The sequence below is a fragment of the Geobacter sulfurreducens PCA genome (genome assembly GCF_000007985.2).
In the GTDB taxonomy this organism is placed as follows: Bacteria; Desulfobacterota; Desulfuromonadia; order Geobacterales; family Geobacteraceae; genus Geobacter; species Geobacter sulfurreducens.
The window spans coordinates 3,363,728-3,385,023 of record NC_002939.5 but is presented as its reverse complement, the minus strand read 5'-3'; the positions used below and the strand labels follow the sequence as shown (position 1 = coordinate 3,385,023).

The 21,296-nt window shown below is 62.1% G+C and carries 17 protein-coding genes; 15 read left to right on the top strand and 2 right to left on the bottom strand.

The genetic code is table 11. From position 1 onward, the window contains the following. The first annotated feature begins 15 nt into the window (after positions 1-15). The 15 genes from ftsL (at position 16) to GS_RS15375 (ending at position 18,391) form a co-directional block, all read left to right on the top strand. A complete protein-coding gene (ftsL, locus tag GS_RS15445; protein ID WP_010943701.1) occupies positions 16-351 on the top strand; it encodes a cell division protein FtsL in 336 nt (111 codons plus the stop codon). Beyond that, positions 348-2,321, top strand: coding sequence for a penicillin-binding protein (locus GS_RS15440; RefSeq protein WP_010943700.1), 1,974 nt, complete (start codon positions 348-350; stop codon positions 2,319-2,321). The genes ftsL and GS_RS15440 overlap by 4 nt, the downstream gene beginning before the upstream one ends. A 31-nt stretch (positions 2,322-2,352) precedes the next feature. Further along, positions 2,353-3,882 carry a UDP-N-acetylmuramoyl-L-alanyl-D-glutamate--2,6-diaminopimelate ligase gene (locus GS_RS15435; protein ID WP_010943699.1) on the top strand — a complete coding sequence of 510 codons (1,530 nt, stop codon included), beginning with the start codon at positions 2,353-2,355 and terminating at the stop codon, positions 3,880-3,882. A gap of 14 nt (positions 3,883-3,896) precedes the next feature. Then, on the top strand, positions 3,897-5,309 hold the full coding sequence (gene murF, locus GS_RS15430; RefSeq protein WP_010943698.1) for a UDP-N-acetylmuramoyl-tripeptide--D-alanyl-D-alanine ligase: 1,413 nt from the start codon (positions 3,897-3,899) through the stop codon (positions 5,307-5,309). Continuing rightward, the gene (gene mraY / locus GS_RS15425) at positions 5,309-6,385 is read left to right on the top strand and encodes a phospho-N-acetylmuramoyl-pentapeptide-transferase (protein WP_010943697.1); all 1,077 of its coding nucleotides are present in this window, start codon (positions 5,309-5,311) and stop codon (positions 6,383-6,385) included. The genes murF and mraY overlap by 1 nt, the downstream gene beginning before the upstream one ends. Position 6,386: 1 nt before the next feature. Beyond that, on the top strand, positions 6,387-7,745 hold the full coding sequence (murD, locus tag GS_RS15420) for a UDP-N-acetylmuramoyl-L-alanine--D-glutamate ligase (RefSeq protein WP_010943696.1): 1,359 nt from the start codon (positions 6,387-6,389) through the stop codon (positions 7,743-7,745). Next, positions 7,742-8,863: a putative lipid II flippase FtsW gene (gene ftsW / locus GS_RS15415; protein WP_010943695.1), complete on the top strand. Its 1,122-nt coding sequence runs from the start codon at positions 7,742-7,744 to the stop codon at positions 8,861-8,863. The genes murD and ftsW overlap by 4 nt, the downstream gene beginning before the upstream one ends. Beyond that, positions 8,860-9,954 (top strand): undecaprenyldiphospho-muramoylpentapeptide beta-N-acetylglucosaminyltransferase, encoded by a 1,095-nt coding sequence (murG, locus tag GS_RS15410; RefSeq protein WP_010943694.1) that lies wholly within the window; start codon positions 8,860-8,862, stop codon positions 9,952-9,954. The genes ftsW and murG overlap by 4 nt, the downstream gene beginning before the upstream one ends. A gap of 2 nt (positions 9,955-9,956) precedes the next feature. Continuing rightward, positions 9,957-11,345 (top strand): UDP-N-acetylmuramate--L-alanine ligase, encoded by a 1,389-nt coding sequence (murC, locus tag GS_RS15405; protein ID WP_010943693.1) that lies wholly within the window; start codon positions 9,957-9,959, stop codon positions 11,343-11,345. Positions 11,346-11,363: 18 nt separating this feature from the next. Continuing rightward, the gene (gene murB, locus GS_RS15400; protein ID WP_010943692.1) at positions 11,364-12,266 is read left to right on the top strand and encodes a UDP-N-acetylmuramate dehydrogenase; all 903 of its coding nucleotides are present in this window, start codon (positions 11,364-11,366) and stop codon (positions 12,264-12,266) included. Between the two features lie 29 nt (positions 12,267-12,295). Then, complete coding sequence (locus GS_RS15395) at positions 12,296-13,246, top strand: D-alanine--D-alanine ligase (RefSeq protein ID WP_010943691.1); 951 nt, start codon at positions 12,296-12,298, stop codon at positions 13,244-13,246. 11 nt (positions 13,247-13,257) lie between these two features. Continuing rightward, positions 13,258-14,088, top strand: coding sequence for a cell division protein FtsQ/DivIB (locus tag GS_RS15390; protein ID WP_010943690.1), 831 nt, complete (start codon positions 13,258-13,260; stop codon positions 14,086-14,088). Positions 14,089-14,103: 15 nt separating this feature from the next. Then, positions 14,104-15,339 (top strand): cell division protein FtsA, encoded by a 1,236-nt coding sequence (gene ftsA / locus GS_RS15385; RefSeq protein ID WP_010943689.1) that lies wholly within the window; start codon positions 14,104-14,106, stop codon positions 15,337-15,339. 51 nt (positions 15,340-15,390) lie between these two features. Continuing rightward, positions 15,391-16,542: a cell division protein FtsZ gene (gene ftsZ / locus GS_RS15380; protein ID WP_010943688.1), complete on the top strand. Its 1,152-nt coding sequence runs from the start codon at positions 15,391-15,393 to the stop codon at positions 16,540-16,542. 157 nt (positions 16,543-16,699) lie between these two features. Beyond that, positions 16,700-18,391 (top strand): radical SAM protein, encoded by a 1,692-nt coding sequence (locus GS_RS15375; RefSeq protein WP_010943687.1) that lies wholly within the window; start codon positions 16,700-16,702, stop codon positions 18,389-18,391. Here the strand turns inward: GS_RS15375 and shc are convergent. Together shc and GS_RS15365 are read right to left on the bottom strand one after the other, a co-directional pair. Further along, positions 18,378-20,570: a squalene--hopene cyclase gene (shc, locus tag GS_RS15370; protein ID WP_010943686.1), complete on the bottom strand. Its 2,193-nt coding sequence runs from the start codon at positions 20,568-20,570 to the stop codon at positions 18,378-18,380. The genes GS_RS15375 and shc overlap by 14 nt on opposite strands. Before the next feature lie 80 nt (positions 20,571-20,650). Next, positions 20,651-21,262: a TetR/AcrR family transcriptional regulator gene (locus GS_RS15365; protein ID WP_010943685.1), complete on the bottom strand. Its 612-nt coding sequence runs from the start codon at positions 21,260-21,262 to the stop codon at positions 20,651-20,653. Positions 21,263-21,296 lie beyond the last annotated feature (34 nt).

The window sequence follows — 21,296 nt, the reverse complement described above, 5'->3', positions numbered from 1 at the left end:
CTGAAGGAGGCGGAGATGGCGCAGGCACGGACGGAATTCAGCAAGGTTGCGGCTCCCAGGAAGCTGGAGGAGATGTACGCCCAGCGGGGCGATCTGTTTCCGTACCTTCTTGCGGTGCTGGTTCTGTTGACCCTCGTCTCGGTCTTTCACGTCTGGTCCCGCGTGCGTGTCGTTGACCTGAACCTGGAGGTCGCCGAGGTTGCCCGTCAACTCAAGGTGGCTCAGGAGGAGCAGAATCGCCTCAAGCTCGAGGTGGCTTCCCTCAAGACCCCGGCTCGAATTGAAGCTGTCGCCAAGGGTGAGTTGGGCATGGCACTTCCCACTGATCAGCAGGTGGTTGTTGTGAAATGAGATATGACGCGGAGAAATGGATAACTCTGCGCATCCGCTTTATTGGCGGTTTCTTCGTTCTCTTTTTCTCTCTCGTCGTTTGTCGGGCCTTTTATCTCCAGGTGGTCAAGCGCGACCACCTGCTCAAGCTTGCCGACCGCCAGCACCAGAAGATTGTCCCTCTGACGCCTGCCCGAGGGACCATATACGACGCAAATGGTTCGGCCCTCGCCGTGTCGGTGGAGATGGACTCCTGTTTCGCCGAGCCCAAGTCAATTGCGGACCTGGATGACGCGGCTGCGCGACTCTCCCCGGTTCTGGGTTTTCCGAAAGAAACCCTGCTCCGCAAGCTGCAGGGGAACAAGAATTTTGTCTGGCTCCAGCGCCGGCTGACGCCCGATGTGGTGAAAAGAATCCGGGCTCTGAATATTGATGGGATCGGTTTCGTCAAGGAAACCAAGCGGTTTTATCCCAACTCTGAAGTGGCCGCCCATGTCATTGGTTTTACCGGAGTCGACCCTGAAGGACTTGAGGGCATCGAGCTGCGTTACGACTCAACCATCCTGGGCGGCACCGGTTATCTGGTGACCGAGCGGGACGCCCTAGGCCGGGATGTGGCGCTGAAGGGGACAGTGATTCAGGACGGTGCCATGGGGCACAATGTCGTTCTGACCCTTGACAAGAATATCCAGTACATCGCTGAAAAGGAGCTTGCCAAGGCCGTTGACGGCAGCGGCGCCCGGGCCGGCACCGCGATCGTTATGGATCCCCATACCGGGCGGGTCCTGGCCATGGCCAACTATCCGACATTCAATCTGAACGCCCACGGCGCCTATCATCAGTCCCTCTGGCGCAACAGAGCAGTGGCCGACAGCTATGAGCCGGGATCAACCTTCAAGGTGTTCCTCATCGCCTCGGCCCTTGAAGAAAAAGTGATCCGACCGGGCGACAGGATCAACTGCGAGGGGGGCAGTTTTTCCATCGGCGGGCGGACCATTCACGATACCCACAAGTATGGGAGCCTGAGCATCCCGGAGATTTTGAAATATTCGAGCAACATCGGGTCAGCAAAGATCGGGAGTCGCCTCGGTGCCTCGAGGCTGTATTCATACCTGAGAAATTTCGGTTTCGGTGCGCGGACCGGTATTGACCTCCCCGGAGAGGCGGGGGGGACCCTCAGGGACTGGAACCAGTGGTACGGCATCGATCTGGCCACCGTCTCCTTCGGCCAGGGGGTGACCGCCAGTTCGATCCAGCTGGCCGCGGCCTTTTCCGCCATAGCCAATGGCGGAACGCTCATGAAACCGTACCTAGTTGAACGTGTCGTCGACAGCGAGGGTAACGTCATCAAGAGCTCCTCGCCGCAACCGCTGCGGCGGGTGGTTTCAGAGACAACTGCCAAAAACGTAGCCCGCATGATGGAAGGGGTAGCGGTGGAAGGCGGAACCGGTACCAACGCAGCAGTGGAAGGGTTCCGGGTGGCGGGCAAGACGGGAACGGCCCAGAAAGTCGACCCGGTGACGCGAGGCTACTCGCTCACCAAGCGGACGGCCTCATTCATCGGCTTTGTCCCGGCCGACCGGCCCCGTCTCACTATCCTCGTCATGGTCGATGAGCCCAAGACAAGCCCCTATGGCGGAGTTGTAGCGGCACCCGCCTTCAGCTCCATTGCGCTGCAGTCCCTCTGCTACCTGAAGGTGCCGCCCGACGGCATTGTCAGGAGCAAGCCGAAGGTGGTCGAGGCAAAGGCGGACCAGCCCACTGGAGACGATCTGTCCGCCGCGGAAGGAGAGATCGTCGACGCCGGGGAAGGGGTGGTGATGCCGAACTTTCGGGGTATGAGCATGCGTCAGGCGCTCAAAACCATGGAGGAGCGGGGGATCAACGTGAGGCTCATGGGAAGCGGTCGGGCTGTCGAGCAAAGCCCGCTTCCCGGTCACAGGGTTGGGCCGTCGGATCAGGTGTGGGTGAAGTTCGTACCATCGGCATGACGCCATCAAATACGCTCAATGGCGAGGAACCATGCGACTAGAAGATCTGGCACGGGTTGTTGATCCCATCGCGGTACGGGGGGATCTGACGCGGGAGATCAACGGGCTCTACTGCGATTCACGGCAGGTGAGGTCCGGTGGTCTCTTTTTCGCGTTAAAAGGGGTCGCGTCCGACGGGCATGACTTTATTGCGTCAGCCCGCGAACGGGGCGCCGTCGCCGTTGTGCTGGAGGACGAAACGCGAGCACCCTGCGGGATGGAATGGATCCGGGTCGGGGATGCGCGCCTCGCCATGTCGCGTATGGCGGCGCTTTTTTACGGACAGCCCACCGACGGCGTACCGGTCGTGGGCATTACCGGTACCAACGGCAAGACCACCACCACCTATCTGGTCGAGGCGATCATGTCCCGGGCCGGCATCCCGGCGGCAGTGCTCGGAACCATCAGCTACCGCTTCGGCTCGAAGCTCGTTCCCGCACCTCACACCACGCCGGAATCCGTTGAGTTGCAGGCAACAATCCGTGATCTGGTGGATGAGGGGGCGAAGGCTGTGGTAATGGAGGTTTCGTCCCACGCCCTGGAACAGCGGCGGGTAGATAGCTGCCGTTTCGATGTGGCGGTCTTCACGAATCTGACGCGTGACCACCTGGACTATCACCGGGACATGGAGTCCTATTTCGGCAGCAAGGCGCGGCTCTTTACGGAGTTGGTTGCGCCCGACGGGGTCAAGCCGCGGCGCGCAGCCGCCATCAACAGGGATGACTCCTACGGTGCCCGGCTGGTCGAGACTGCCGTCGCGCCGGTGATTTCCTACGGACTCGCGGCCGATGCAGCCGTGCGAGCCGAAAACGTTGTCTTCTCTGTGGACGGCATTGCGGGGACCCTGGTCACTCCGTTCGGGACGGCCCCGTTTCACTCGCACCTGCTGGGACGGTTCAACCTGTATAACATCCTCGCCGCCGTTGCCGCGGGGGTCGGCCTCGGGCTTTCCCTTGACGTCATTCTGGGGGGAATCGAGGGTGATGTCCGGGTCCCTGGACGGCTGGAGCGGGTTCACAATGAGCGCGGCGTAACGGTCCTGGTTGACTACGCCCACACTGGCGATGCCCTGGAGAATGTTCTGAAGACCGTGTCGGAGCTTGCGACAGGGCGGATTATTACTGTCTTCGGCTGCGGCGGCGACCGCGACCGCGGCAAACGGCCCGTGATGGCGGAAATCAGCGGACGCTACAGCCACCTGACCATCGTTACTTCCGACAACCCCAGGACCGAGGAGCCCGCGGCGATCATCAAGGAGGTTCTGACCGGAATCATACCCATGGGATTGCGGGAATACGATGCCCGTGAACTGAACCGGGGCTTTGTGGAGAAGGGGTTCACTTCGCTGGTATCCCGTCACGACGCTATCCGGCTTGCTGCAACGGTTGCCGTGGCGGGCGACATCGTGTTGCTGGCGGGCAAGGGGCACGAGGACTACCAGATCATCGGAACGGAAAAATTCCACTTTGACGATCGCGAAGAGGCGATCGCCGCATTCCGCTCATCGGACAGCGGAGAATAGGGTTGGACGGGGACGTGCTGTTTACGCTCGATGACATACTGGGGGCTACAGGCGGGGAGATCGTGGCGGGAGGCGAGACAATCGGAGCCTCCGGCGTTTCCACCGATTCGCGTACCGTGGAGCCCGGCGAGCTCTTCATCCCGTTGCGGGGTGAGCGATTTGACGGGCACGATTACCTGGACGCGGCACGTGCCCGGGGTGTGCGGCTGACCCTGGTTGAGCGGCAGTGGCTGGCGGGGCGTCAGCTCCCGGCCGATGTGACCTGTATTGTCGTGGACGACACGTTGCGGGCGTTGGGCGACCTGGCGGCATGCCACCGTCGGCGGTTTGACATCCCCGTTGTGGCGGTGACCGGGAGCAATGGCAAGACCACCACCAAGGAGATGTTGGCGGCGATTCTGGCCCGGACCGGCGAGGGACTGAAGACGGAGGGGAACCTCAATAACCTGATCGGTGTGCCCCGCATGCTGTTCCGGCTCTCCGGGGTCCACCGGTGGGCGGTGCTGGAAATAGGGATGAGCGAATTCGGTGAGATCGACCGGCTCGCCGAGATCGTTCGGCCCGACGTGGGTATCATCACCAATGCCTATCCGGCACACCTGGAAACCCTCGGCAGCGTGGAAGGGGTTGCCCGGGCCAAGGGGGAACTCTTTTTGAGGCTTGAGCCGGGCTCCAGTGCCGTCTATAACGCCGATGACCCGCTCATTGCCCGCTGTCCCAGCCCTGAAGGAGTGAAGCGCGTCTCTTTTGGGCTCAGGGGCGGCGACGTGACAGCGGAAGACGTGGAGAATCTGGGGAAAAAAGGGCAGCGGTTCACGTTACGGTTGCCCAACGGTCGTGTCACCGTTACCTTGCACGCCTTTGGCAGCCACAATGTGGCCAACGCCTTGGCCGCCGCTGCAGCAGCCCGCGTGCTCGGCGTTGCGCCCGAGGAGATCGCCCGTGGGCTCGGCGAATTCATGCCCTATGCTCGGCGCTTCAACCTGGAAGAAGTGGGGGACGTGGTGCTGATCGACGACAGCTACAACGCCAATCCAGCCTCTATGGCCGCAGCCCTGACCACCTTGCGGGAGATCAAAGGGAGCGGCCGGGCCGTCGCGGTGCTGGGTGACATGCTTGAACTGGGTATCGGAGCAGAAGAAGCTCATCGGCAATTGGGGCGGCTGGCCGCCACGTGCGTCGACCGGCTCTACGTGCTTGGTGCCATGGCGGGGACCGTTGCCGCCGGTGCCCTTGAAGGGGGGCTGGAAGAGCGCCACGTAACGATCGCCGCCGATCACGGCGAGATTGTTGCCGATCTGCGGCGGACGGCTGCAACGGGCGAGATGATTCTGGTGAAGGGCTCCCGCGGCATGGCCATGGATCGGGTCGCCGAGGGAATCAGAGAGGCGTTCGCCGCCTCCGGCGGCAAAGGGGGCCACGTCTAATGCTGTATCATCTGCTCTATCCACTGGCCGCCGACTTTCGGATCTTCAACGTCTTCAAATATCTGACGTTCCGGACCATCTATGCCGTCATCACTGCCCTGGTGGTTTCGTTCATCCTGGGACCGTGGGTCATCCGAAAGCTGGAGGCGCTCCAGGCCCGTCAGGTGATCCGAACCGATGGCCCCGAGTCGCACCTGAAAAAATCGGGAACCCCCACGATGGGGGGGATCCTCATCCTCGCATCCATCGTCATTCCGACACTGCTCTGGGCCGATCTGACGAACCGGTACGTCTGGACGACACTTTTCGTGATCCTCGGCTACGGCCTTATCGGCTTCACCGACGATTACAAAAAGGTGGTGGAAAAGGATACCAAGGGGCTCTCGCCTCGTCAGAAGATGTTCTGGCAGATGCTCATCGCGGGCGGAGCCGTCTGCTTCCTCGTCCTCGTCGCCGGCATGTCCACGGAGCTTTCGGTGCCCTTCTTCAAGCGGCTGCACCCTGACCTTTCCTATCTCTATATTCCCTTCGGCATGCTGGTTGTCGTGGGGGCGAGCAATGCCGTGAACCTGACCGACGGTCTCGACGGCCTCGCTATCGGGCCGGTTGCCATCAATGCAGCCACGTTTCTGCTTTTTGCCTACATTGCGGGGAATGCCAAACTTTCCAGTTATCTCCAGACTCCCTATGTGCCGGGAGCCGGTGAGCTGGCGGTCCTCTGTGGCGCCATGGTGGGCGCCGGCATCGGGTTTCTCTGGTACAACGCCTATCCCGCCGAGGTCTTCATGGGAGACGTGGGCTCGCTTTCTCTGGGGGGCGGGCTCGGCATCCTGGCGGTCATCACCAAGCAGGAGATGCTGCTGGTGATCGTGGGCGGCATTTTCGTGGTGGAGGCCCTGTCGGTCATCTTCCAGGTCGGGTCGTACAAGTACCGGGGCAAGCGGATCTTCCGGATGGCGCCCATCCACCACCACTTCGAACTGAAAGGGGTGGCGGAGCCGAAGATCATCGTCAGGTTCTGGATCATCACCATCATTCTTGCGCTAGTCGCCATTTCGACGCTGAAGCTGAGATAGCATGGACCTCAAAGGAAAGAACATACTCGTTGTGGGCCTCGCCCGGACCGGCGTGGCGGTTGCCCGTTTCCTCGCGGCGCAGGGCGCCCGGGTGACCGTGACCGATTTGCGGGACGAGGCCGCCCTGGCCGGGCCCCTGGAGCAACTGGCCGGCCACCCTGTGAGCTACGTGCTGGGACGTCACGACGAGGCCGACTTCGCTGCCGCCGAAACGGTGGTGGTAAGCCCGGGCGTCCCCCAGGAAAGCCCCTATCTCCAGGCGGCACGACGGGCCGGACGTGAGGTCATTACCGAGATCGAGCTTGCGTCCAGGTTCATCACTGCGCCTCTGGTGGCCATCACGGGCACCAACGGCAAGACGACCACCACGACCCTCACCGGCGAACTCTTCGCGGGATGCGGGTTCCGGACGTTCGTTGGAGGAAATATCGGCAACCCGCTCATCGAACTGGTGGAGACCGGGGCGGCAGTGGACCGGGTGGTGGTGGAGATCAGCTCCTTCCAGCTCGAATGGATCCGCTCGTTCCGGCCCACGGTCGCGGTGCTCCTCAACATCACCGAAGACCACCTGGACCGGTACGCCACCTATCAGGAGTACATCGACGCCAAGGCCCGGATTTTCAAGAACCAGACCGCGTCGGACTGGGCGGTCCTCAACGTGGACGATCCGATCGTGGCAGGTCTGGCCGGCAGGACGTGCGCTGCAGTGTTCCCCATGAGCCGGCAACGGGAGCTTGGCGAGGGGATATTCTATCGGGACGGGGCCATCATCTTCCGCCACGCCGGTCGCCAGGAGCGGTTTCCCACGGACCGCTTCAGGATCACCGGGGTCCACAACATTGAGAACATCATGGCGTCCCTTGCCGCCGCGCTGCTTCTGGGATGCGATGCCGACCGGGCGTTGGCGTGCGTTGAGGCGTTCGGCGGACTCCCCCACCGGATGGAACTGGTGCGCGAACTCAACGGTGTCCGGTACTTCGAGGACAGCAAGGCCACCAACGTGGGGAGCGTGGAAAAGGCGCTGGCTAGCTTCAACGACATCACCCTCATCGCCGGCGGCAAAGACAAGGGGGGCAGCTATGCCCCCCTCGCCGGACTCGTGGCCGAGCGCGTACGGCATATGATCCTGATCGGCGAGGCAAAGGATCGAATGGCCCGTGAACTGGGGCATCTCACGGACACCCGCATGGCAGTAACCCTGGAAGATGCCGTGGAACTGGCCGCCTCACTGACGCAGCCGGGGGGAGTGGTCCTCTTCTCGCCCGCCTGTTCCAGCTTCGACATGTTCCGCGATTACGAAGAGCGGGCGCAGCGGTTCCGCGCCGCCGTTGATGCGCTGAGTCCGGGAGGCACGCCGTGAACCTGGGCCTGAACGTAAAGGAGATCGAACGCTACGACCTCGTGATCCTCCTCATGGCGGTGGCTCTCACCTGCTTCGGGGTGGTGATGGTCTACTCGGCCTCCTCGGTCATGGCTACCAAAAAGTTTCACGACGGGTTCTACTTTCTCAAGCGCCAAGGGGTATACGCGCTTCTCGGCTTCGGCGTCATGGCCGTTGCCATGCGGATCGACTACCGCACCTGGCGCGAGTACGCTGTCCCGATCCTGCTGGGCTGCCTCTTTCTCCTGTTTCTCGTCTTCATCCCGGGGATCGGCGGAGCGGCCAAAGGGGCGTCCCGATGGATCAGACTGCCGGGATTCAACTTCCAGCCGTCGGAGCTAACCAAGATTGCGCTCATCGTCTACATGGCCTATTCACTCGATAAAAAGCAGGATAAGGTGAAATTCTTTTCCACGGGCTTTCTCCCGTACATGGTGCTCCTGTCCGTCGTCCTGCTGATTCTTCTCAAGCAGCACGACCTGGGCGCGGCCCTGACCATGGGACTGGTGGCAATTATCATGCTCTTCGCGGCGGGGACCCGGCCGCGCTACATCATCGCCATGGGAATGATGGCTCTGCCGATCCTCTACTTCCTCGTCATGAACGTTGATTACCGGCGGCGGCGCATCCTTGCCTATCTCAACCCGTGGGAGGACCCCACCGACACCGGTTTCCAGATCATCCAATCATGGCTTGCCTTCGGCAATGGTGGGGTGCTCGGCCAGGGTCTCGGTGAGGGCAAACAGAAAATGTTCTATCTCCCCGAGGCCCATACGGACTTCATTCTGTCGGTAACCGGCGAAGAACTGGGGCTTATCGGCGTAACGGTCATCGCCGCCATGTTCCTCATGCTGGTCCTGCGCGGCGTCCGGGTAGCGCTCATGGCCCAGGAGCCCTTCGGGCGGTTCCTGGCATTCGGCATTGCCACGCTGCTCGGGATCCAGTCGTTCGTCAACATGGCGGTGGTGACGGGACTCCTTCCCACCAAAGGCCTGGCGCTTCCCTTTATCAGCTACGGAGGAAGTTCATTGATCGTGACACTGTTCGCAGTGGGTATCCTTCTCAATATCTCGACGCGGCTCAAGGGGGCACCATGAAGCTGCTGATAGCCGGAGGGGGAACGGGCGGGCATCTCTTCCCGGGCATAGCGGTGGCCGAGGAGTTCCTCGCCCGCGACAAACAGAATGAAGTCCTCTTCGTGGGAACCTGGAAAGGGATCGAGGCGAGGGTGCTGCCGAAAACGGGGTACCGGCTCGAATGCATCACCGCAGCCGGTATTCGGGGCAAGGGAAGCCTGGCCCGGGCCAAGGGGCTTGCCAAATTCCTCTACGGCTACGCCCAGTCGCGCAAGATACTGAAGGAGTTCAGGCCGGACCTGGTGCTCGGCGTCGGCGGATACGCTTCGGCGCCCACCCTGATGGCGGCGCGGGGAATGCAGATCCCGCGCTTCATCCACGAGCAGAACGCTATCCCGGGCTTCACCAACCGGATGTTGGCCAAGGTGGCAGACAAGATATTCATCTCTCTTGAGGAGTCGCGGACGTATTTCCCCGAGGACAAGACGCTCCTGACCGGCAATCCGCTTCGCCGCCAGATACTGGAGCAGGTTGCCCTGGCGGAGTCCCGGGAGAGAGGCGATGACGCCTTCCATCTCCTGGTCTTCGGCGGGAGTGCCGGCGCTCACCGGATCAACCTGACCATGGGCGAGGCTCTGCCCTCCCTGAAGGAGGCGAAGGGGAGACTGCGGATCACCCACCAGACCGGTGAGAACGATCTGGAGGATGTCACCGCCGCCTATGAAGAGCAAGGCTTTACGGCTGATGTGGTGGCCTTCATCGACTCCATGGCCGATGCCTATCGCTGGGCCGACCTGATCGTCTGCCGGGCAGGGGCCACCACCCTCGCCGAGGTAACCGCCTGCGGCAAGCCCTGCATCTTCATCCCTTACCCCCATGCCGTGGACGACCACCAGCGCCGCAACGCCGAATCGCTTCTCAAGCGGGGAGCCGGGTTCGTCATAATCGAGCAGGAACTTTCAGGCGAGGTGCTGGCACAGGCGATCCGCGATCTCATGGACGACCCGGCGCGGCTCAAGGCTGTCGGCGAGGCGGCCCAGGAGCTTGCCCGGCTTGATGCGGCCCAGGCCATCGTCGACGAGATGGTGGCAAGCACAAGGAAAGAAGAGTAACCATGTACGGTAAAATAGAGAAAATTCACTTCGTCGGCATCGGCGGCATCGGCATGAGCGGCATTGCCGAGGTTCTCCTCAACCTGGGATATAAGGTGTCGGGCTCCGATCTGAAACAGTCCGATACCACCGACCGCCTCGCCTCGCTCGGGGGAGAAATCCGCTTCGGGCATGGCCGGGAGAATGTGGCCGATGTGGACGTGGTGGTAACCTCTACGGCGGTCCGTGATGACAATCCTGAGGTGGTCGAGGCCAAGCGGCGGATGATTCCGGTTATCCCCCGGGCCGAGATGCTGGCGGAACTGATGCGGATGAAGTACGGCATCGCCATCGCGGGCACCCACGGCAAGACCACCACCACTTCCATGGTGGCGACGGTTCTTACCCACGGCGGCATCGACCCTACCATCGTGATCGGCGGCAAGCTCAACACCCTCGGCACCAACGCCAAGCTCGGCCAGGGTCAGTTCCTGGTGGCGGAAGCCGACGAGTCGGACGGTTCGTTCCTGAAGCTTTCGCCCACCATTGCGGTGGTGACCAATATCGACGCCGACCACCTCGACTTCTATACCGGCGGGATCGAACAGATCAAAGACACCTTTGTCGACTTCATAAACAAGATTCCCTTCTACGGACTGGCGGTGCTCTGCCTGGAAGACCGCAACATCGCCGAGATCCTCCCGCGGGTGAAGAAGCGTTTCGTCACCTACGGCCTTTCGTCCCAGGCCGACATCCGTGCGACGCATATCCGGCTCGAAGGGGGCACCACCTCTTTTGTGGCCCATTACAAGGGATACCGCATGGGTGAGGTGTCCTTTTCCATGCCCGGCGCCCACAACGTGCTGAATGCCCTTGCCTGTATCGCAGTGGCCATGGAACTGGATGTCCCCTTCTCCCAGATCCAGGAAGGGTTCGCCACGTTCGGCGGGGTAGGACGGCGTTTCCAGGTGAAGGGAGAGGTGAACGGCATCACCGTGGTGGATGACTACGGCCACCATCCGGCGGAGATCCGGGCCACCCTGGCCGCCGGCAAGAGCGGCTGGCCCGAGAGGCGGCTCGTGGTGGCGTTCCAGCCCCACCGGTTCAGCCGGACCAGGGAACTGTTCGCCGAGTTCGTCACCTGCTTCTACGACGCAGATGTGCTGGTACTGACGGATATCTATCCGGCCGGCGAGGCCCCCATTGAAGGTGTGTCGGCCGAGCGGCTGGCCGAGGAGATCCGTAAGCACGGCCAGCGCGACGTGACCTACGTGGCCGATCGGGAGGCGCTTCCCGAGCACCTGCTGACGATCGTGCAGCCCGGGGACATCGTGCTGACCCTTGGAGCGGGAAATATCTGGCAGTCAGGCGAGGCGTTCCTCGCGAAGCTGGAAGAAGCCCGGCAGGCCTAGCGGGCACGGGACGGTTCTTTGAACGATCGGTTGGCGGCACGGCTTGAGGCGGAAGTGCGGGGGGAGATCCTCCGGGACGAGCCCATGGCGCGCCATACGTCGCTGAGGGTGGGCGGTCCGGCGGACTTCTTCGTCACCCCGGCCGATCCCGACGACATGCGAGCGCTCCTGGCGATTCTGGCCGAAACCGGCACTCCCTGGCTGGCTGTGGGGGGAGGCTACAATCTCCTGATCCGCGACGGAGGCTTTCGGGGCGTTGTTATTTCGTCGGCGCGCATGACTAGCCTGGAGCGGCTCGAAGGAAACCGGGCCGTGGTGGGGGCCGGGGTGGCCAACGGCAGGCTGACGGCCTTTCTCCGGAACGAAGGCCTTGCCGGCCTGGAGTTTCTTTGCGGGATTCCCGGAACCGTTGGCGGTGCCCTTGCCATGAATGCCGGAGCCCACGGCGGTGCCATTCTCGACCGGGTCGAAGAGATCCTGACCATTGGCACTGCAGGCTTCGAATGCAAGGGGCGCGAATTGCTCGATTACGGCTACCGGTACCTCAAGCTGCAACCGGGAGAGATCATCATCGGGGCTACGTTCGTGCTCGATTCCGACGATCCCCGACGGATCAGTGAGCGGATCGACGGGTGCCGGGCCCACCGGACCGCCAGCCAGCAGGTCGGCTTCCCCAATGCCGGGTCCTTCTTCAAGAACCCGCCCGGTCAGGCGGCCTGGCGACTGATCGAAGATGCGGGGCTCAGGGGAGCTCGGGTGGGGGGAGCCCAGGTGTCCGAGGTCCACACCAACTTTCTGGTGAACCGGGGTGGTGCCACGGCCGCCGATTTTCTGGCCCTGGCAGCGCGCATCAAGGATGCGGTGAAGCTCAAAAGCGGCACGGCTCTTGAAGAAGAAGTCAAAATTTTCGGCGATGAGTAAGGGGCTGTAGTGTCCCGCGCGGAGCGGCAATGACGAGGGATGAGCTGAAAACCACGAAGATAGGCGTACTTATGGGAGGACTCTCGGCTGAGCGCGAAGTGTCCCTTGCCAGCGGCGGCGCTGTGCTGAAGGCCCTCCAGAGCCGGGGATATGACGCGGTCCCCGTGGACGTCGGCCGGGATCTCCCGCAGGTTCTGGTCCGGGAGTGGATCGATGTTGCTTTTATCTGTCTCCACGGCCGCTACGGGGAAGACGGAACCGTCCAGGGGCTGCTGGAGCTCATGGGCATTCCCTACACCGGATCGGGGGTCCTGGCCAGCGCCCTTGCCATGAACAAGATCGTCGCCAAGGAGGTTTTCGCCGCGCGGGGGCTCACGATCGCTCCCTACCGGGTTGTGCGCCGGGGCGAGACAGTTGATCCCGTGGCGGAAGGGTTCGGCTACCCGGTGGTGGTGAAGCCGTCTCAGGAAGGGTCATCGGTGGGGGTGAGCATCGTCAAGTCGCCGGAAGAGCTCCCTTCTGCCCTGGAGCTCGCCTTCCGCTATGATGACGATATCCTGGTGGAGCGCTTCATCAAGGGGCGCGAGATCCAGATCGGGATACTGGACGACCGGGCCATGGGGGCCATCGAGATCGTTCCCGTGAACGAGTTCTACGACTTCGAGGCCAAGTATACCGCCGGCAAGGCCGAGCATATCTGCCCACCGGTACTCCCGGCGGAACTGCACCGCAGGCTCCTGGCCGAAGGGGAAGCGGCTCACCGCGCCCTGGGATGCTCCGGTTACAGCAGAGTCGATTTCCTCGTAACGGAAGGGGGCGAGTGTTATCTCCTGGAGGTGAACACCCTGCCGGGAATGACCGCGTTGAGCCTTCTGCCCGAGATCGCCCTCAAGGAGTCCGGGATCGGTTTCGAGGACCTGGTGGAGAGAATTCTGATTTCCGCTGAGCTGAAAATCAAGGGGGAAGGGGCCGGAAGCTAGGCGCGGAGCATATGCGCGATCTGCACGTCAAGACACGGATAAAGCCGGCCCAGACCCGCAACCGCGTGAAGCGGGAGCGTAAGCCGATCAACTGGCGCCCCCTCATTACCTGGGGAAGCCGGCTGGTCTGCGGCCTGGCCGGGCTGGCCACGGTGGGAGGCATCTGCTATGGCGGATACCGCTACCTATCCCAGTGGGAATTCGCGCCGCTGCCGCTGAAGGAGATCGAGGTTTCGAAGCTTCAGCGCCTGAAGCGGGACGATGTGATCGCACAGGCCGGGGTTCGTCCCGGTGATTCCATGCTCGGGCTGAGGCTGCGTGACATCGGCAGCCAGCTGGCCAAGAACCCCTGGATCGACAAGGTTCAGGTCAGGCGCTATTTCCCCCACACCCTCGCCATCGAGGTGGTGGAACGGGTGCCGGTGGCCGTGGTGAACATGGGATTCCTCTACTACATGGATGCCGGCGGCACGGTCTTCAAGCCGCTCACCCAGGGTGACAGTCTCGATTACCCGGTTATCACCGGAGTCGCCGAGGAGGACTTGGCGCGGGACCCCGTCGGTACCCGCGAGGCCCTGAAGGGGGCCGTGGCGCTCATGGATCAGTTGCGCAGGGGCAAAGAATTCACCCTGGCCGACGTATCGGAGATACACCTGGACAAGGGGTTCGGCCTTACGCTCTTTACCGCGGCCGGCGGAGTGCCGGTCCGACTGGGCAACGGCGGATACGAGGCCAAGCTCGCCCGCTTCGTCCGTATTTACGGGGAGCTCAGGGAGCACATGGCGGCGGTGGAATACATCGATTGCGACTATCTGGACAAGATCATAGTGAAAAAAGGCTAGCGAGGGGGGAACGGTATGTCGGGAAGAAGGGATAATCTGATCGTCGGGCTCGATATCGGCACGACGAAGATCTGTGCCATCGTCGGTAACGTGACCGAAGACGGCATCGACATCGTCGGCATCGGCACAAGTCCCTCCCGGGGGATGCGCAAGGGGGTCGTGATCAACATCGAGAGCACCGTCGAGTCGATCAAGAAGGCGGTCTCCGAGGCTGAACTCATGGCTGGCTGCGACATCCGCTCGGTCTACGCCGGCATTGCCGGCGGCCACATCAAGGGGATCAACTCCCAGGGTGTCATCGCCATCAAGAACCGCGAGGTGAGCTCCGAGGACGTGAAGCGGGTCATCGATGCGGCCAAGGCCATTGCTATTCCCATGGACCGGGAAGTGATCCACATTCTTCCCCAGGAGTTCATCATCGACGATCAGGACGGCATCCGTGAACCCCTCGGCATGAGCGGGGTGCGGCTTGAGGCCCGGGTCCACATCGTCACCGGCGCCGTGGCCAGCGCCCAGAACATCATCAAGGCCTGCAACCGCGCAGGGCTCGACGTGGCCGACATCGTCCTTGAGCAACTCGCCTCCTCCGAATCGGTCCTGTCGGCCGACGAAAAGGAGCTGGGTGTGGCGCTCATCGATATCGGCGGCGGCACCACCGACATTGCCATCTTCGTGGACGGCGCCATCAAGCACACGGCGGTTCTGTCGCTGGGAGGCAACCACCTGACCAACGACATCGCCGTGGGGCTGCGCACGCCCATGGCCGAGGCGGAGAAGATCAAGCAGAAGTACGGCTGCTGCATGGCATCCATGGTGGGCAAGGACGAAACCATCGAGGTGCCCAGCGTGGGCGGCCGCAAGCCGCGGGTTCTTTCCCGCCAACTCCTGGCTGAGATCCTGGAACCCCGGGTGGAAGAGATCTTCACCCTGGTCAACCGGGAGATCGTTAAGAGCGGCTTCGAGGATCTTATCGCTTCCGGGATCGTTATCACCGGTGGAACCACCATTCTGGAGGGGATGCCGGAACTGGCCGAGCAGGTCTTCAACCTGCCCGTGCGCCGGGGCCTTCCCCAGCAGATCGGCGGGCTCACCGACGTGGTCAACTCACCGGTCTATGCCACCGGCGTGGGACTCGTCGTGTATGGGAGCAAGAATGTGGGCATCCGTGAATTCCCCACGGCCCAGACCGACGAGAACATGTTCCGGCGGGTAACGCGCCGGATGAAAGAGTGGTTCGGGGAATTCTTCTGATTCGGTTCATTCACTTGCATCATCATAGTTAGACCAACAAGGGGGTAGGGTATGTTCGAGTTCGATGAAAGCATTGACCAGTGCGCAAAGATCAAGGTAGTCGGCGTAGGCGGCAGCGGAGGAAACGCAGTTAACACCATGATTGACAGCCAAGTAGGAGGGGTTGACTTCCTCGTGGCCAATACCGATGTGCAGGCCCTGCGCATCTCCAAGGCACCCACCAAAATCCAGATCGGGCGGCAACTCACCAAGGGGCTTGGGGCGGGCGCCGATCCCTCCAAGGGGCGCGAGGCCGCTCTGGAAGACCGGGAGCAGGTGGCGGAACTCCTCAAGGGCGCGGACATGATCTTCGTGGCCGCCGGTATGGGGGGCGGCACCGGTACCGGCGCGGCTCCGGTCATTGCCGAGGTGGCCAAGGAAGTGGGCGCCCTCACCGTGGGCGTGGTTACCAAACCCTTCTCCCGCGAGGGCAAGCAGCGCCTTTCCAAGGCCGACGAAGGTATTCGCGAACTCAAAAAACACGTGGATTCGCTCATCGTTATCCCCAATGACCGGCTCATTGGCCTCGCCGGTAAGTCCATGTCGATCATCGATGCCTTCAAGCCGGCTGACGACGTGCTCCGCCAGGCGGTCCAGGGGATTTCGGACCTCATTACCACCAGCGGCTTCATCAACGTGGACTTTGCCGACGTGAAGGCGATCATGAGCGAGCGCGGCATGGCCATGATGGGTATCGGCATCGCCTCCGGCGAGAATCGGGCCGTGGAAGCCGCCCTGCGCGCCATCTCCAGCCCGCTGCTGGAAGAGGTGGACATCTCCGGCGCCAAGGGTGTCCTGGTGAACATCGCCGGTTCCTCCTCCATGACCATGGACGAGTTCGAGGCGGTGAACCGGTCCATCCACGAGAAGGTCCACGAGGACGCCAACATCATCATCGGCGTCAGCATCGACGAAACCCTGGGTGACCAGCTCAAGGTGACGGCTATTGCCACCGGCTTCGGCGACCGCTTCGACATGGAGAAGGCCCGCCAGGAGCTGAAGAACGTCACCCCCTTCGGCAAGGCCGAGGTGAACCGCGACATCCCGACTTTTGTCCGCAACCAGCAGACCCGCGAGTCCTCGCTTTCGCGGCAGAAGGCGTTCTTCATCGACGACGAGGACCAGTACGACATCCCGACCTTCCTGAGGAAGTCCGTCGACTAGCAGCATTTTCCGGCGTGCCGTTCGCTGGTCGCGGCCGGCACGCCGGAACAGTTCCGGTCTCTGCTTTCATTCCCCGGCTCCCCATTTACCCCCTCCAGGGGGGCCGGGTCTTTTTTCCCTTTTTCCCTCTTCTCCCTTCGTGGTACCCTGATCCCCCATGTCGTGGAAAATCATCGAGAAAAACCGCCGTCTCCTGAGCCGGGAGGAGGGCTTTTCCCCCAAGCGGCGCGGTGGCAAACTGACCGTCTGCCTGGTCTACCCCAACCGTTATGCCGTGGGGATGAGCAACCTGGGATTCCAGTCGGTTCACGCCCTGTTGAACGAAGAGCCTGACATCCTCTGTGACCGGGCCTTCCTCCCCGATGCCGATGATCTGCGGGAGTATCGCAGGAGCGGCACGAAGCTCCTCTCCCTGGAGTCGGGGGAGCCTCTCGGCTCCTTTGACATCATCGCCTTTTCGGTTTCCTTCGAGAACGACTATCTGAACATCCCGGTCATCTTCGACCTGGCCGGCATTCCGCCCCTGGCATCGGAGCGGAGGCCCGCCCATCCCCTCGTTATGGCCGGAGGCGCGGCCCTGTTCCTCAATCCCGAGCCGGTGGCGGATTTTCTCGACCTGGTCTGCGTGGGGGAGGGGGAAGAGCTGCTCCAGTCGCTGCTGGAACTGATGCGGGCCGAGGGGATCGTCGAGCGGGAGTCTTTCCTTGCCCGGGCCGCGCGTCTGCCGGGGATCTATATTCCTGCCTTGTATGACGTGAGCTATGACGGCGTTCGCGTGGCCGGCCGCCGTGCGGGCCACGGGGCGCCGGAGCAGGTTGCCCGGTTGATGATGGCTGATCCTGACCGTCGGGAGAGCGTGTCCGGGATTTTGACGCCGGACACGGAGTTTTCCGACATGTACCTCATGGAGGTCTCCCGGGGGTGCCCCCGCGGATGCCGCTTCTGTGCGGCCGGGTTCATCTATTTCCCCTACCGCCAGCGCTCCCTTGATGAATTAAAGCGTCAGGCAGTGGAGGGACTGGCCCGTCGTGGGAAGATCGGCCTCGTTGGCGCAGCGGTCTCCGATCACCGGGACATCGGCGAACTCTGCCGGTTCATCCTTGAGCAGGGGGGGAAGGTGTCGGTCTCGTCCCTGCGGATCGACCGGCTCGACGACGGCATGATCGAAGTGCTCAAGGCGAGCGGCCACAAGACGGTGGCCCTGGCCCCGGAGGGGGGCAGCCAGCGGATGCGTGACCTGGTGCGCAAGAACCTGACCGAAGAGCAGATTCTAGCCGCCTGCGACCTCCTGATCGGCCACGATATCCTGAACCTGAAGCTCTACTTCATCATCGGCCTCCCCACCGAAACCATGGACGACCTGGAGGAAATGACGGCCCTGGTGGGAAAGATCCGCGAACGGGTCATTGATGCTGCCCGGAAGAACAAGCGGCTCGGGGAGATCATCCTTTCGGTGAATCCCTTTGTACCCAAACCGTTTACCCCGTTCCAGTGGTGCGGCATGGAGGATACGGCTTCTCTGGAGAAGAAGCTTAAATACCTCCAGCAAGCGGTAGGGAAGCTGTCAAACGTCCGGCTCATTGCCGAGAGCCCCAAGGACGCCTATCTTCAGGCGCTCCTCTCCCGGGGCGACCGCCGGCTCTCGGCGTTTCTGCTCCGTTCCGCCGAACTGGGGAGCTGGAAACGGGCCGCCCGGGAGTTCGATGTCGACACCGATTTGCTCGTCTACCGAAACATTCCCCTTGACGAAACGCTGCCGTGGGACGTCATCGGCAGCGCCGGCGTCGACCGGCTCAGGCGGGAATATCTGGAGGCGTTCCCCCGCCGTGAGGCCGTTATCGTTTCTTGATCCTCTCCAGCCAAGGCAGATGGAGGTCGCCGGGGGATGCATGGCGACGCTCGTCCTGACAGGCCTTTTGTCCTGAGCTGAGCCGTGAATAGACGCCGAGCGCCCACAGGGGAAAGAAGTGGCGGTACCCGTGGTAGCGCAGGTAAAAGACCCTCGGGAAACCGGTTCCGGTAAAATGTTTTTCCTCCCAGGTTCCCCATTGGTTCTGGTGGTCGAGCAGGTAGCGTACACCCCGCCGAACGGCCAAGCTGTTGACTTCTCCCGCGGCCATGAGCCCCAGGAGGCTCCAGGCCGTCTGGGACGGGGTGCTTGCCCCCTTGCCGGCCAGCGAAGGATCGTCATAGGAATAGCAGGTTTCTCCCCATCCACCGTCGTGGTTCTGGCATGACGCCAGCCATCCCACCGCCTTGCGGATATAGGGCTGCTGCATATCTTCACCGGCCTGCCTGAGGCCTGACAGCACCGACCAGGTACCGTAGATGTAGTTCACCCCCCAGCGGCCGAACCAGGCGCCGTTTTCTTCCTGTTCCGAGCGCAGGAACCCGATCCCCCGCGCGATGGGCGGAAACGTCCTGTCGAAACCGACCATGGAGAGAAGCTCGATGCAGCGTCCCGTCAGGTCAGATGTGCTCGGGTCGAGGAGCGCCCCATGGTCGGCGAACGGGATGTCGTTCAGGTAGTGGTAGTTGTTGTCGATGTCAAAGGCGGCCCACCCGCCGTCACTGCTCTGCATCCCGAGCACCCAGTTCACGCCGCGGGCGATCCGGTCGCGATAGCGCTCATTCTCCAGCGCGCCGGCCCGTAGAAGCGACATGATGACCTTCGAGGTGTCGTCCAGGTCGGGGTAGAGGGTGTTCTCGAACTGGAACGCCCATCCGCCCCCCTCCAGGTCGGGCACCTTCAGCGACCAGTCGCCGGGCGAGAGGATCTGCTGTGACAAGAGCCATTCAACAGCCTGCGTCGCCGCGGGGTGGCTCGCGGGCATGCCCGCTTCCATGAGCGCCGAAAGGCTCAGGCAGGTGTCCCAGATCGGAGAATTGCACGGCTGGCAGATGCTGCTGCTCCCTGTACCGTCCGCTGCCGCGTGGGCAGAGGGGGTGAGGGCAAAAGCCGCCGACATGCCGCTGTCAATGCACGTACCGTCTGTGCGGGGGGGGTCTGCTTCCTGCGGAGTCCGGTGCTGGAGCAGGTCGTCGATGGCCTGCAGTCCGCGAATATAGTCAGGGTCCCCTTCTCCGCAGCCGAGTACGCGGAGGGCCATGACCGCATAGGCCATGGCCGGGAAAATGGCGCCGATCCCGCCGCTGCCCTGCATGTGGGACCTGGTCCACTGTTCTGCTTCGGCAATGGCTTTCCGGTGCAGGGCGGAAGGAATGAATCGGTTGAAGCGCTTGAGCAGGCGGTCAAAGATGATGAAGGCGTTTTTCCGCCAGTACCCCGGTTGAAAGCCATCCAGGTGACGCAGTTTATCGGGCGGCGTGCTGAACAGTTCGGGGATCCCCTCCTCGGGCCGCAGCCGACACACGGGCTGTTTGGCGTAGAGCAGCAGCAGAGGGACAATGACGGTTCTCGACCAGTAGGAGACTTTGCTCAAATGGAAGAAAAACCACTGGGGGAGAAGCACGATTTCCACGGGCATTGCCGGCGGGGTATGCCAGGGAATCTGACCGAACAGGGCCAGCAGGATGCGCGTGAACACATTGCATCTGGCCGCGCCGCCGAGGCTGAGGACCATGAGGCGCGCGCGTATCATGTGGGGTGCCTGGGGTGAATGCCCCAGCACCTTGAGGGCGAGATACGCCTTGACCGTGGCGCTGATGTTGGCGAATCCGTCCTCGGCGTAGAGGGGCCAGCCGCCGTCGGGCAGTTGCCGGTCCAGGAGATAGTTCTCCAGCCGCTTCCCCAGTTCCGGGGAAATCTCCCTGCCGAGGAACCGCTGAAGCATGATGTACTCAGACGGTATCGTGACGTCCGCTTCTAGCTCGAAAACCCAGTACCCCTCCGGGTTCTGGAGCGCCAGGAGATACTCCTCCGCCTTTTTGACAGCCTGACTGCAGTGGACGGCCTTTCCCGATATCTCTTTTATGGGTGCGATGACGGTGCGTTCTTCCCCGGCCGGAGGTCCGGCCTTCTTGGTGCCGGCTATCACGGCAAACTTGTTGAGTATACCCTTTGCCATTCGTAGCTCCTTTCCCTTAGGCGGCAAGAAAATTAACTGCGATATCTTTGATTAACAGTGTAAATAATGCGATAAAAATTTTACGTGCCGAAGCCGGCGAGCAGCCCGTCCACCAGCGTTTCTGCCTGGAGGGCAGCGTCCACCAAGGGGAAGTCGGCAGTGTAAATTCGCGATGCCACGACGCCATGGGCAGCGGTCCACAACGTCTGTGCGAGGAGGTCCGCGTCCATGGGGCGAAGCATGCCAGCCGCCATAGCCTCTTCGACGGTCCGGAGAATATGAAAGTACATGCGCCGTCCCATGCTGTCCTTTTGTAGAAATTCCGTCGGCGAACCATAGACCACAGGACTGGTGAAGAACGCGACCTTGTAGTGGCCTGGATTCGCTAACCCGAACTCGATATAGCTCAGGAGGCAGAGACGCAAAACCTGCAGCGGCTCGCTGTGCCCCTTCGAGATGTCCAGGTAGTTCTGGAATAACGTGGCAAACAACTCTTCGCAGAGAGAGTAGAGGAGATCGTCCTTGTCGCGGAAATAGAGGTAGATGGTTGTGGGGGAATGCTCAATTTTGGCCGCAAGCTTGCGCATGGAGAACCGCTCGTACCCGATCTGGGAGAACAGTTCCCGGGCGGCGTCAAGAATCTCCTGGCGAAAAAGTGCCTTGTGCTTTTGTCTGCGTTCTCGTAAAGTCATAACGCTTAACACTGTTAATCGAGCTTTCCGCAAA